The sequence below is a fragment of the Pseudomonas oplopanacis genome (assembly GCF_057128725.1).
Genome location: NZ_JBSKHV010000009.1, coordinates 222,047 through 235,223, shown reverse-complemented (window position 1 = coordinate 235,223; position 13,177 = coordinate 222,047). Strand labels below are relative to the sequence as shown.

8 protein-coding genes are annotated in these 13,177 nt (G+C 59.1%); 2 read left to right on the top strand and 6 right to left on the bottom strand.

Translation table 11 applies throughout. The features are described 5' to 3' along the window. Nucleotides 1-154: 154 nt before the first annotated feature. The 3 genes from maiA to hmgA are packed head-to-tail and all read right to left on the bottom strand — an operon-like array spanning nt 155 to nt 3,415. The gene (gene maiA / locus ACWKV5_RS19355; protein WP_483842591.1) at nt 155-790 is read right to left on the bottom strand and encodes a maleylacetoacetate isomerase; all 636 of its coding nucleotides are present in this window, start codon (nt 788-790) and stop codon (nt 155-157) included. Nucleotides 791-802: 12 nt separating this feature from the next. Continuing rightward, nucleotides 803-2,107 carry a fumarylacetoacetase gene (gene fahA / locus ACWKV5_RS19350; protein WP_483842590.1) on the bottom strand — a complete coding sequence of 435 codons (1,305 nt, stop codon included), beginning with the start codon at nt 2,105-2,107 and terminating at the stop codon, nt 803-805. A gap of 3 nt (nt 2,108-2,110) precedes the next feature. After that, a complete protein-coding gene (gene hmgA, locus ACWKV5_RS19345; RefSeq protein WP_483842589.1) occupies nt 2,111-3,415 on the bottom strand; it encodes a homogentisate 1,2-dioxygenase in 1,305 nt (434 codons plus the stop codon). A 164-nt stretch (nt 3,416-3,579) separates the two neighbouring features. On the opposite strand from hmgA, the gene ACWKV5_RS19340 reads away from it, so the two are divergent. Further along, nucleotides 3,580-4,374 carry an IclR family transcriptional regulator gene (locus ACWKV5_RS19340; protein ID WP_483842588.1) on the top strand — a complete coding sequence of 265 codons (795 nt, stop codon included), beginning with the start codon at nt 3,580-3,582 and terminating at the stop codon, nt 4,372-4,374. Nucleotides 4,375-4,406: 32 nt separating this feature from the next. On the opposite strand, the gene ACWKV5_RS19335 is transcribed toward ACWKV5_RS19340, so the two are convergent. From ACWKV5_RS19335 to ACWKV5_RS19325, 3 genes are all read right to left on the bottom strand, one after another. Continuing rightward, entirely contained in the window at nt 4,407-6,968 is a 2,562-nt protein-coding gene (locus ACWKV5_RS19335; RefSeq protein WP_483842587.1) for a LuxR C-terminal-related transcriptional regulator, read from the bottom strand. Nucleotides 6,969-7,107: 139 nt separating this feature from the next. Continuing rightward, nucleotides 7,108-8,475: a DUF1329 domain-containing protein gene (locus ACWKV5_RS19330; RefSeq protein WP_483842586.1), complete on the bottom strand. Its 1,368-nt coding sequence runs from the start codon at nt 8,473-8,475 to the stop codon at nt 7,108-7,110. Between the two features lie 23 nt (nt 8,476-8,498). After that, nucleotides 8,499-10,292, bottom strand: coding sequence for a DUF1302 domain-containing protein (locus ACWKV5_RS19325; protein ID WP_483842585.1), 1,794 nt, complete (start codon nt 10,290-10,292; stop codon nt 8,499-8,501). 749 nt (nt 10,293-11,041) lie between these two features. Here ACWKV5_RS19325 and ACWKV5_RS19320 point away from each other — a divergent pair. Further along, nucleotides 11,042-13,177: an S-type pyocin domain-containing protein gene (locus ACWKV5_RS19320; protein ID WP_483842584.1), complete on the top strand. Its 2,136-nt coding sequence runs from the start codon at nt 11,042-11,044 to the stop codon at nt 13,175-13,177.

Genomic DNA, 13,177 nt, shown 5'->3' with positions numbered 1-13,177 from the left:
GAGTGAGCCTGCTCGCGATAGCGGTGTATCAGTCAACACCGCCTTCGCGAGCAGGCTCGCTCCCACTGGGATCGATGGCAGACATGAATCCAGGCCATGCCGAAATCAAACATGTGGGAGCAAGCCCGCGCCCACATTTTGATCGGGTGAGGCTTTATGGGGTGTCTGGCTGGTTGGCCGGGTGAGCCTTGATGAACGCGGGATGCGTGGCTGCCAGCGCCGCCACCCGGCGAATCCGTGGATACGCTTCGAGGGAGAGGTTAAATCGCTCGGCCGCATACAGCTGAGGAATCAGATAGACATCCGCCAATCCCGGTTCATCGCCAAAGCAATAACCCTCATCCCCGATCAACTGCTCCACCGTCGCCAACCCTTGGCTGATCCAGTGCCCGATCCACTCCACCACTTGCGGTTCGTCATGGCCCAACTGGCGCAGCTTGTTGAGCACGCTGACGTTGTGCAGCGGATGCACATCGCAACCGATCACCGCCGCCACACCGCGCTCATGCGCGCGGGCAGCAAGGTCTTTGGACAGCAGCGGTACCTGTGGATAACGCTCTTCGAGGTATTCGATGATCGCCGGCGATTGAATCAACAGCTCGCCTTCCTCCGTGCGCAAGGCCGGCACCCGGCCTTGCGGGTTGATGCCCAGGTAGGCCGGCTGACGATGTTCGCCACCTGGCGGTGCAATCAGGTTGACCGGCAAGGCCTGGTAATCCAGGCCCTTGAGCGCCAGTGCAATACGCACCCGATACGACGAGGTCGAACGGTAGTAGGTATAGAGTTCCATCACTCGATCCTCTTAACGCGCCGGCAGTACTTTGCCGCGGCATTCGCCGAAGCCGATGGACGCGAAACCCTCACGGCTGCAACGGGCACGCAGGATGATCTCGTCGCCGTCTTCAAGGAATTTACGCACTTCGCCCGATGCCAGTTCGATCGGCTTTTTACCGCCCTCGGTGATTTCCAGCAGGCTGCCGAACTGACCGTTTTGCGGACCGGACAACGTGCCCGAACCGAACAGGTCGCCGGCCTGCAACTGGCAGCCGTTGACGCTGTGGTGCGCAACCATTTGCGCCACGGTCCAGTACATGTGCTGTGTGTTGCTGAGCGTCAGGCGATGGGCCGGCAGATTTTGCTCGCGCAGGCCTTCGGTGAGCAGCAGCACTTCCAGCTCGATGTCGAAACCGCCAGCGGCCTGGTCGCGCTTGTCGAACAGGTACGGCAGCGGCTGCGGATCGCCTTCAGGGCGCGCAGGCTGGGCGCGACGGAACGGCTCCAGCGCTTCGGCGGTGACGACCCACGGCGAGATGCTGGTGATGAAGCTTTTCGACAGGAACGGGCCTAGCGGCTGATATTCCCAGGCCTGGATATCCCGCGCCGACCAGTCGTTGAGCAGGCAGAAACCGGCAATGTGATCGGCGGCGTCACCGATGGCGATCGAGTCGCCCATTTCATTGCCCTGGCCAATCCAGATGCCCAATTCCAGTTCGTAATCCAGACGCGCGCACGGACCAAACGTCGGTTCGGTCTGACCGGCCGGCAAGGTCTGTCCTTTCGGACGACGAACATCGGTGCCCGACGGGCGAATGGTCGAGGCGCGACCGTGGTAGCCGATCGGCACGTACTTGTAGTTCGGCAACAGCGGATTGTCAGGGCGAAACAGTTTGCCGACGTTTTGTGCGTGCTCGATGCCCACATAGAAGTCGGTGTAATCGTTGATTTTCGCCGGCAGGTGCATCGTGCATTGAGCCGCCAATGGCAGCAGTTTTGCGCCTTGGGCTTCGATCTTGCCGTGCAGGGTGCTGCCTTCCTTGAACAGTTCGATCAAGCGCTCACGCAGGGCAACACGAGCTTCGCGACCGAGTTCGAAAAAAGCATTCAACTGGCCGCCACGGGTGGCTTCAACAGCCGCTTTGGCTGCGCCGTCGAACAGGCCGGCGTCCAGCGCCGCCTCCAGATCAAAAATATGCTCGCCAATCGCCACGCCGCTACGCGGGGCCGAACCGTTCACGCTGAACACGCCCAATGGCAGGTTTTGCAGCGGGAAATCCGTGTGGCCGTTGGCGGAGGCAACCCAGCTACGAGTGATGGAAGTCTGAGTCATGGGTTATCTCCGGGTCGGGTCGAAAGTGGCGGGCAGCGTGGCCCAGCATGCATCGTAATTGGTTTGCAGTTGCGGACAATCGAGGGCGAAACGGCTCGGGCGCAATACCTGGCTGGTCTCGAACATGAAGGCCATGGTGTTGTCGATTTTCGCTGGCGCCAGCTCAGCGTTGATCGCCTTGGTGCAGGTTTCGCCGTCCGGGCCGTGAGCGCTCATGCAGCTGTGCAAGGAAGCACCGCCGGGCACGAAGCCTTCGGCCTTGGCATCGTAGGCGCCCTGGATCAGGCCCATGAATTCGTTCATCAGGTTGCGGTGGAACCACGGCGGACGGAAGGTTTTCTCGGCGACCATCCAGCGCGGCGGGAAGATCACGAAGTCCAGGTTGGCCAAACCGTGGACGCTGGTCGGCGAGGTCAGGACCGTGAAAATCGACGGGTCCGGGTGATCGAAGCTGACCGTGCCAATAGTGTTGAAACGGCGCAGGTCATATTTGTACGGCACGTTAGTGCCATGCCAGGCGACCACGTTCAGCGGCGAATGATCGAGCTCACAACCCCACAACTGGCCGAGGAATTTCTGCACCAGGGTGGTCGGTTGCTTGAGGTGTTCGTAGTGCGCAACCGGCGTCAGGAAGTCCCGCGGGTTGGCCAGGCCATTGCTGCCGATCGGCCCCAGGTCTGGCAGACGCAGCGGTGCGCCATGGTTCTCGGCGATGTAACCGCGCGCTTGCGGGTCGAGCAGTTCGACACGGAATTTCAGCCCGCGCGGCAGCACGGCGATCTCCAGCGGCTCCAGCTCCAGCACGCCGAGCTCAGTGGCAATGCGCAAACGCCCCAGCTCAGGCACCAACAACATTTCGCCGTCGGCGTTGAAGAACACGCGCTCCATGGAACGATTGGCGCGATAGCTATGGATGCTGATCCCGGCCGGTTTTTCCGCGCCCGAGTTGGCCGCCATGCTCACCAGCCCGTCGATGAAATCGGTCGGTTCGGTCGGGATCTCCAGCGGGTTCCAGCGCAGGCGATTGGGGGTCACTTCACCCAATGAGCCGCCGGCCAGTTGCCGCTCCAGTTTGACGAACGCCGGGTGATTGGCCGATGGCTGAATGCGGTACATCCAGGTACGCCGGGCTTCACTGCGGGGCATGGTAAACGCGGTGCCGGAGAACAATTCGGTGTAGAGGCCATACGGGGCTTTTTGCGGGGAGTTCTGGCCGACGGGCAGTGCGCCGGGCAGCGCTTCACTGCTGAATTCGTTGCCGAAGCCGGACTGATAGACCAGCGCTGGCGCGGTTGAATCAGGGTTCATGGAGCCTCCTGAACGGGGACTAGGCGATGGCCTGTCACTCTGTTGCAGAGGTTCGGCACGCCTGGGTTATTTTTATCGTAATCTGATTACGCATAACGTAATTTGATTGGTATTGACCGTCAAGCTATAAAGACGCCCATTCGTCCCGGGATCAGACCGCCTCCATGGAAACGCCGCGCAACAACGACAAACAGAAAGTCCGCTCGGCCGAGGTCGGCACCGACATCCTCAAGGCCTTGGCCGAGTTGTCGCCCTCGACCTCCCTGTCGCGCCTGGCCGAACACGTGCAGATGCCGGCGAGCAAGGTTCACCGCTATTTGCAGGCGCTGATTGCGAGCGGTTTTGCCGAGCAGAACCCGGCCACCAACCATTACGGTCTCGGTCGCGAAGCCTTGCGGGTGGGGCTCGCTGCACTCAACAGTATGGACGTGCTGAAAGTCGGCGCCCTGCCCCTGGCCGAGTTGCGCGATGAATTGAATGAAACCTGCTTTCTGGCGGTGTGGGGCAATCAAGGGGCGACCGTGGTGCACATCGAACCGGCTGTGCGCGCAGTGACGGTGGTGACGCAGTTGGGCTCGGTGTTGCCGCTGCTCAGTTCATCCACCGGCCTGGTGTTCGGCGCGTTTCTGCCCAAGCGCGAAACAGTGGATTTGCGCGAACAGGAACTGCAAAACGCCGCCGATCACATTTTGGCGGACGATCAGGCCTACGCGAGCTTGTGCGAACAGATCCGCGAACGCGGCTTGCACCATGTGCATGGCTTGCTGATGCCCGGTGTCGACGCCTTGTCAGCACCGGTCTTCAATGCAGTCGGAAACGTCGCGGCGGTCATGACCATTGTCGGCCCGACCTCGTTGTTTCACGCCGACGAAAACGGCCCGGCGGCGCAGCGTTTGCTGGCGGCGACACGGGCGGTGAGTTGGCGGATGGGGTATCAAGCCGACGAGGTCAGTCGCTGATCGGCGATCAATCATTGCCGCTACCTTCAGTTTCAACCCCACAACCCTAACGCCTTGGCCTTCGCCACGGCTTGCGTGCGTCTTTCTACCCGCAACTTTCCATGTATACGCCGGGTGTGGGTTTTAACCGTATGCAAAGAAATAAACAGCGTATCTGCAATTTCTTGATTGGAATGACCGAGGGCCACCAGCTTCAAGACTTGCAGTTCACGCTGACTCAAGGTTTCCGCTGTATCTGCACGACCGCACGGCTGATGACACGACTCTAGAGAAGCCTGTTCGTCGACAAACAATAACGGCTGACGCTGGCGCAACTCATTGAGCACTTGATGCGCCTGATACCGTGTCACGTTGCGCAAGCCCTCCTGCAATACATCAATCGCCTTCGTGGTTTGGCCTTCTAGCCACAGCACTTCAGCCAGGGCCAATTGCAATTCGGTCGCGAGCATCCACATGCCTTGCGCCTGCGCCAGCTTCATCAATGACTCAAGTTGTGCTGCCGCCTCGCCCGTATCCGGCTCAGTCCGAAACCTTGCGATGATCAACAGGTATTCGATACGCGGGATCAGCTCAAGCGTGGCCGGGGGCGCCTGCCGCGCCTGAGGTCCGCGATAGTGCTTGAGCACACGACTCAAGGCTTCGCACGCCAGTTCGGCACGCCCCTGTTGCAACCAGAAATGGCTACTGACTTGCAGCAGCACGCCGCGATAGACCGTGTCCGGAATATGCCGTTGCTGCATCAGCCTCTCGGCATCGCGCAGCAAGACGAACGCCTGGGCATAGTCACGCTGGTTAGCCGCCAACTGGGCAAGACCGAGAAAGCCGTAAAGCACGCGTTTGTCGTGGCTGCGCAAACACTGTTCCAGGCCGGCGTGAAAGAACGCCTCGGCGCGTTCATCGTTTCCTTGGCAGAGTGCGAGCCGACCACGACGCAGCGCGATTCGACCCAGCAATGGCACAGGTCGCTCGACGGGTTGATTGAGCAATTCATGAATGTTCGCGAGCAGGCTTTCGGCACGCTGGGGAGCGCCACGCTGTTCAAGCAATTGCGCATGATCGAGTTCCAGCAGCCCTTCGAACACCAGCGAGCCCTGCGCACGCGCCAGGCACAGCGCCTCGCGATTCAACGCCTGCGCCACATCGAGTTCGCCCCGCAGCAGGGCCTGTTGCGTCAAACCCGACAGGCACATCAAGCGCACGGTCCACAGGCCTGGACAAAGCTCGCTCAGCGCCTCAAGAAAATGTGCCCTCGAGCCCTCCATACGCCCCTGCAAATGCAGCAACCAACCCTGTTGCGCCTGCCATCGTGCGATCAGTTGCCGCTGCTGTACCGCCGAGGGTTGCGGGGTAAAGCGCGACAACTGTTCGATGCAAACGGCGGCTTGCTCGAATCGCCCGGCAAACAGCAATGCCGCGGTGATCAAGCCGACCAATTGTGGGGAGCCGAACATAAGCTCTGCGCCTTGATGCTCATACAAACGCAGCAACAGCACGACCGTCTGTTCCTCGAACAAGTGCTCGAAACTGAAGTGCTGCAACAGGCTGACCGCGACCTCAAATTCTTCGGCCAGCAGGGCCTGCTCGAAAGCCGCTTTCCAATCCAGTTCAGCGGCGAACCACTGGCAGGCGCGACGATGCCAGGAGCGCCCGGCCGGCCATTGTTCATCACGCATCAATTGCGTGAACGGCGGGAAAATCTGCAGCCAGTCGGCCGACGCCTGCCACGGTTCGATAAAGCACCCCAACTCCTGCAAGGTCTTGAGGCATTGCGCGCCCTCACCCACACCAAACAGGTGATCGCACAGCCGTGCATTGAATCGTGGCAAATGCGCGAGCACCCGCCAGACCTCGGTCAACTCCGGGGTCAGACTGGTGAACAGTTCGTGTTCGAGGTAATCGAGTAACGTGTCCGCTCGACCGTGAAGTGAATCGCTGCGCGACCAGTCGCATTTTTGCAGCAACGCCACGCGCACCCCGGCGCACCAGCCGCCGCTGCGCTGGATGATCTTGCTGGCGGCGGTGTTGGCATCGACCGGCGTCAGGTGATGCAACAACGAGGCAATTTCACTTTGTTTGAAGGCCAGCGTCGAGCGCTCACATTCGTACAGTTCGTCATCGAGCAGCAACCGTGGCCAGTTGCATTGCGGGCGACGGCGAGTCCCCAGCCACCAGGTCAACATCGGGCTGCTGACGGCCAGCATGCGGTCCAGCAGTTGGTCGAGTTCTGGATTGGGGACGCGGCAATAATCGTCCAGAAACAGCCAGGTCGGCGATTGCACTCGGGCCAGCGCGGCAAGTAGCGCGGTCTCCTCCGATGACGCCAGTCCCAATGCCTCAGCCACGCGCAGACAAAAATCCTCGACGCTCATGGCGATGCCCGACAGCGGCAACCAGCACACCCGGCACTGCGGCGGCGCCTGCAACAGGCAGTCGGCAAGCAGCGCCGACTTGCCACTGCCAGCGGGGGCGCAGATCAATTTCACCCGTGCGGTCGACGCCAGCAATGGGTCGCTCAAGCGCTCACGCGACAGGTGATGAGAGGACAGACGGGGCAGGAATCCGGAGCGGTCCAGACACGGAGTCATGGCGGTCATTGCAGCGTGCCTTTTTATAGTTGTGAGGCCACCCTAGACCTGTCTAACCCGCTTGTTGAGAAGTATTCAGGACGTTGATCGACAGCCATAAAAAAGGCGACCCATCGGTCGCCTTTTGCACGGTGAATGGATAAAGCCCTTAACGAACCCCCTCCGCACGCAACGCCGATGGCGTGTAGTCGGCGATCTTGGCTTCGAAACCAAACTCGAAACTGTGCTTCTCTTCGTTCTTCATCCCCAGCGCGATGTACCGGCCGGCAATGATGTCGTAGAGCGCTTCCAGCGTGTACGCCTGGGCCTGGTGATCGTAGTAATACTGAGCATGCCCTTCGGCCACTCGCCACAGTTGGCCGCGACCGTCGTAGTGATCCGCCAGCGCCACTTGCCAGCTGTCTTCGTCGATGTACATGTGGCGCTTGGCGTAGATGTGGCGCTCGCTCGGCTTGACCGTGCCGACCACTTCCCAGACGCGGTGCAGTTCATAACGGGTCAGGTCCTGATTGATGTGGCCGGCCTTGACGATGTCGTCGTACTTGAGACTCGGCGAGTCGAGTTTGTAGCTGTTGTACGGGATGTACATTTCCTTCTTGCCGATCAGTTTCCAATCGTAGCGATCCGGCGCACCGGAGAACATGTCGAAGTTGTCGGAGGTGCGCAGACCGTCAGCGGCAGTGCCCGGACCGTCATAGGCTACTTGAGGAGCGCGACGTACACGACGCTGGCCGGCGTTGTAGATCCACGCCAGACGCGGTTCCTTCACCTGATCGAGGGTTTCGTGCACCAGCAGCACGTTACCGGCCAGACGCGCCGGCGCAGTAACCGACTGTTTGAAGAAGGTCAGCACGTTGGCGGATTTGTCCGCGTCCAGGTCCTTCATCAGCTGCGGGACGGCGATTTCTTCCTCAAAGCGGATCGGCGTGTAGCTGCCGTTCGTTTGCGGGGTCACCTGGGTGATGATGCGTTTGACGTTACCGCCGTGGTAACGGGTGATGTGGTTCCACAGCACTTCGACGCCGTTCTTGGGAATCGGGAACGCGTAGTAGCGATTGCCGGTGAAACCGGCCAGGCCGTTACCGTCGTTGATGGTGCTCACGTTCAGTGCACTGCGCTTGGCCGATTCGAAAATTTCCGGCGGCACGGCCACGGTGCGGTGGGTCGGGTAGACCGGGATCTTGTAGGTTTCCGGGTAGCGCTTGAACATCGCCACCTGGCCTTCCGACAGTTTGTCCTTGTACTTGTCGACGGTCGCCGGAGTGATCACGAACAGCGGTTTTTCGCTGGCGAACGGGTCGGCGAGAAAGCCTTTGCTGTCCACCGCACCCGCATTTTTTGGAATGCCACCGGTCCAGGCCGGAATCGAGCCGTCAGCGTTGCCGGCCTTCTCGGCCCCCAGCGGCGTGAGGCTGGTGCCGAGTTTGTTGGCTTCATCCGGCGACACCGCCGCCATCACGTTGGCAGCCAGCAAGCTCAGGGCCAGGGCGCCGCATTGCAGAATCATCTTGCGCATTGAAATCATCCTTCTCAGCCAGATCAGAAGTTCACGCCGAAGCTCAGCGCCACGAAGTCGCGGTCTTCGAGGACGTTGTAGTCACCACCAAAGAAGTCGGTGTAACTGAGGCTCGCGGTATAGGTGTTGCGATAGTCGGCATCGACGCCGACGCTGACCGCCTTGACGCCTTCGTTGAACAGGCCGTTGGGGCCGTAGCCGGAAACGTCATGCGACCAGGACAAGTTGGGCTTGAGGTTGACCCCGGCGAATACGTCGGCGTAATCGAGGATCGCCCGGGCGCGGTAGCCCCACGAGGTCGAGGTGACAAAGCCTTCGGTGTCGCCCCCGAAACCGTACTGGCCGTAGACCGAGTCGCGGCCGTAACGCAATTGACTACGCCCCTCCAGGCCACCGACGTGAACCACGGCCGCTTCGCCCACCACAGTCAGTCGTTGCGCGCCCAGTACCTGGTCGAAAAACTGCGTCAGGGTGCTCTGGATCTGCGTGACTTCCTTGCGGCGGTAGCCTTTGTTATCAGCGCCAGGCGTCGTGGCAATCGGTGATGCGGCACCGCCGGCAATCGGGTTGATCAAGGCCAGGGTCAGGTCGTTGGTGTTGACCTGTACCGGGGCGTTAGGGCGATAGCTGATCTCGCCGCTCCACGCCGTACCGGTCGACAAGGTGGTGGAGAAGCTCGCGCCATACAGACGAATGTCTTCCGGGTAATCGAGGTAGTACTGGCCACGACCGAGCATCACACTCTGCGCCAGCCCCGCACCGCTACCGGGGGCCAGGCGGTTGGCGATGCCGACCATGCCCGGCAGGCTGGCCAGCGTCGACGCGCCAGCCGTGACAGTGCCCACCGTCGGTGTGCGGCTGTGGTAGTTCATGAAGTACAGGCCGTACTCGGTATCATCACCGAGCCAGCGCAACGCGGTGCCCCACTGCCCGGAGTCCCGCGCATCGCGGTCGCCGCCGCGAGGAACGACCACACCTTCGCGGGTCACTAGAATCGGCTGGCCGAACGCGGCTGCCACCGGCGCCAACGGCGCAATCGCGGGGCTGCCGACGGTGTAGTTGTTGTTGCAACCATCCGCCGCTACGTCGACAGCGAAGAACGTCCCGCAGTTGTCGAGAACGGTCTGGTCCCACTCCAGTTGGTAGAACCCGTCGACCGAGAGCTGATCCGTCAGGCCTTGGGAGACGTACAGCATGTTCACCGGAATCAAGCCTTCCTTGATCTCGGCACCCGGACGACGAAACGCAGAAACGTCAACCGGGTTGATGCTGTTGATCGAGTTGCCGATGAAGGTACTTTCACCCCAACTCACCACTTGCTTGCCGGCGCGCACGCTGCCCGGAAGTTCAGCGATGGAGTAGTTGTGATAAACGAAGGCGTCGAGGATTTGCGCGCCGGAAGACTTGGCGCCTTCCTTGCGGCCGTGGTCACTGATTTGTTTGAACGGACGATCTTCATCCTGCAATTCGAAGTCGTACCAGTACTTGCCCCGCACGAACACTCCAGTGTCGCCGTACTTCAGTTCGAGGTCGTGGATGCCCTTGACGATTTTGGAAAAGGTTTCTCCCTTCCCGAAGTTCTGCCGCCCGTCATCACCGGTCGACGACTGCCCGGTCCCGCCGTTGACGGTGCCCACCAACGATTTCTCGGCATCGCGCATGCCCCAACTCGCGCCGACGGACAGTGAGGAGTCAAACGTGCCCTCGATCTCGCCGATATTGAATGAAACAGCCTGCGCCTGGGCACAGCAACCCAAGGCCACCGCAGCGGCCAGCGCTTGCGGTTTGAAGATGGCGCGCATTGTTGTTTTTGTCATGCGTCTTCCCCGGTGAGTGACAGAAGGCCCCACCCTACTGCCGCAACCGAAGAGCGATAAGCGCACCAAGGAGGTATTCGCGGTGTACCTCTTAAGGATGAATGGCCAGACGGGCCGCGGCTTTGCGCCGGGCATGAATGGGCTGGATGAAGGGTTATCAGTCAGACGCATGGGACAGGTGAATGCCGACTTGTAGCAACGCGAGGCTGCAACTACAGGAGTGTGTCGAGCAGGGACTGTTACCCAGGCTGCAACACTGCATGTCGCGAATCGCTATTTTTCCTTTGGGCTCAACGGCTTATTCTTGCCGGGCTGTCACGGTGATCCGCCGGACAGCACGAAGCCATGGCGGTGTGATCAACCCACGCCATTGACAACAGAATCCAGATGAGTCGACGCTTTTTCGATTGATCACCCCGTGTACACAGACGTTGATTTGTAGCTCCTGATCCAACGTCTTACTTGGCCGCTGCGTTTGCAGCGGCCTTTTTTATGGGCGAGATTCCTGCAGGATGTTTCCTGTAACAGCATAAGAAACATCTCATTACGCGAAAGATAATCCTGCGTTTAATCCTGCCTGATCGAAATTTCTCTCGAATCTTTATGTAAAAACTGACGCACCTCTCGGACCCACACTTTCGATTTCCGTTGTAACTTTTAATGGCACGACGAAATAACCGGCATTCATTTTTTAATGACCAGCAATACGTTATTTCTCAATCCATATGCACATTCAAAAGGATATGAATATGCAAAAGCCACCTAACCATTCCAGCCAATCAGGGCCAGGTTTTCTTAATTTTGAAACGCCTCTCGAAATAAAGGGCATCGCACCCGACCACATGATTCCCGCACCGCGAACATCAAAAGTACTGGTAGATGGACCGCTCGGCCACGGCCTCAGCGCCTTTAATCAAAACCTGCTCACACTCCAACGCACAACCAAAGCGCTGGAACAGGAATACCAGGCCAGGTTCAGTCAATTACCTCAATCGATCGAAGCCGAACTGGCCTCCGTTAGAACTGAAGGTCCCACCGATCCACTTCCACCTTCGCAATCGATCATTCGGGAACTGGGAGTACTTAACACACTGACACAACGAAAAGCCGCGGAGTTTCACAGTAAAACTGCGACTGCCAATGCTTTCTATTCGGGTGATCCGTTTAACCGGAATATCAATGATTTCATGAAAAAAGCCACGACGATGGAAAAACGTCCAACGTCGAACGGCATTGCCATGCAGGCGTGGACTCAATCTTTGAGGGCAGGTTACGACGCAAGATTGTTGTCTCAAACACTCCAGTCGCTCAACCAGCGAACCGTTGATGTGCAGAACTTCCTCAGGGTTGTTCAAGCGAATGAAGAAGCACAAAGGGCCGCCGCTGAGTTGGTGCGCATAAATGAAGAAGCTGCGGCCCGGGCTCGTGAGCAAGCGCGACTTGCCGCATTGGAAAATGCACGGCAATTGGCGGCGGAACAAGCGCGGGTTGCGGCGCAAGCGGCAGCGCAGCAAGTCGCTGCGGAACGGGCTCTTCTAGAAGCACAAGCCGAGGCCAAACGGCAGGAAGAAAAGGCACGTGAAAAAAAAGAACAACAAGAAGAAAAAGAAAGAAAGGAAGCCGATGCCAAAAAGAATGCGCAAGAGCTCGAACGATTCAGAGCGATGGTTGCGATGTTCGAATCGTGGGAAGCCGCCAAAGCCAGTCGGCCGTTTCCCATATCAGGCCGGTCTGCCGCAGCCGGTCCGGTGTTCACCTTGGCAGCGGGACGTCTCGCCGCTGGCGTAGCGACAACCCAGGCCGTCAGGGTCGCACTGCACGCCGCAGTTGGCGCAGTAACAACGGCAGGCACCGCAGTTGCAAGCGCCGTACTAGTGGGATTTGCAGCACTCCTGTTCCCCTCGCCGCTGGCTGACGGTGAAAGCCGTGAACTGAGCACCCCGCTTTCGAAACTTGTCCCTGACAACTTCCATGCCTGGAGCCTCGCGCTTTCGGAGTACCAGCCCGAGGATCTCCACGCCTTTAGCATCCCGCTCTCGGATTTCGCACAGGTCAATGCAGATGACTTGTATGCCATTGCCCAGGTCAATGGAGACGCCAGGCTGGCAGTGGCGATCGGCTCCAGAACAGCGGGGAACATAACCGAGTTCTTTGTCGCTGCCACAAACGACACAACGCTGCCTGGCAACGTTCCGGTGCGACTCGCCACTTACGATACTGCCGTTAATGCCTACAGGTCTTACAACCCGGATGCCCCATCCATCGGTATGACCTGGACGCCGATCGTCACGCCGAACAACGCATCAACCACCCTCCCTGCCATCGAACGGAACACTGCCGTTTACGACGGCACCAGCCTGACCGCTTTGGAAGGAAGGCTCGATGAATTTCCAGAGCTGGATTTGTACAGCTTTGGTGGGTTTATCACAGTCTTCCCGGCTGAGTCGGGGCTTCCTCCGGTCTTCACGATGTTCAGGGATCGACGGAGTGAACCCGGTGTTGCCAGTGGTTCCGGACAGTCCGTTTCGGGAAACTGGGTGGGAGTAGCGTCAACACGAGATGGCGCACCGATTCCCAAGCAGATTGCGGATAAACTTCGAGGGAGGGAGTTTTCGAGTTTCAAAGCGTTTCGCAGGGAATTCTGGAAGGCCGTAGCAAATGAAGAGGTTTTGCTTGAACAATTTACCCTGTTCAACAAATTTGATATTCGAAAGGGACTATCGCCAAGCGCTCACCCAACAGAGCAGGTGGGCAAACGGCAAAAATTTGAAATCCACCATATCCAGCCAATCAGTGAAGGTGGTTCGGTCTACGATCTAGATAATCTCCAAGTATTAACACCAAGGCAACACATCGAGACCCACTCCAAAAAAGGAGATAATTAA

What these genes read in the sequence shown, in the direction of transcription:
- maiA (WP_483842591.1), bottom strand. Translation starts at nt 790, where the DNA reads ATGGAACTCTATACCTACTACCGTTCGACCTCGTCGTATCGGGTGCGT.
- fahA (WP_483842590.1), bottom strand. Translation starts at nt 2,107, where the DNA reads ATGACTCAGACTTCCATCACTCGTAGCTGGGTTGCCTCCGCCAACGGC.
- hmgA (WP_483842589.1), bottom strand. Translation starts at nt 3,415, where the DNA reads ATGAACCCTGATTCAACCGCGCCAGCGCTGGTCTATCAGTCCGGCTTC.
- ACWKV5_RS19340 (WP_483842588.1), top strand. Translation starts at nt 3,580, where the DNA reads ATGGAAACGCCGCGCAACAACGACAAACAGAAAGTCCGCTCGGCCGAG.
- ACWKV5_RS19335 (WP_483842587.1), bottom strand. Translation starts at nt 6,968, where the DNA reads ATGACCGCCATGACTCCGTGTCTGGACCGCTCCGGATTCCTGCCCCGT.
- ACWKV5_RS19330 (WP_483842586.1), bottom strand. Translation starts at nt 8,475, where the DNA reads ATGCGCAAGATGATTCTGCAATGCGGCGCCCTGGCCCTGAGCTTGCTG.
- ACWKV5_RS19325 (WP_483842585.1), bottom strand. Translation starts at nt 10,292, where the DNA reads ATGACAAAAACAACAATGCGCGCCATCTTCAAACCGCAAGCGCTGGCC.
- ACWKV5_RS19320 (WP_483842584.1), top strand. Translation starts at nt 11,042, where the DNA reads ATGCAAAAGCCACCTAACCATTCCAGCCAATCAGGGCCAGGTTTTCTT.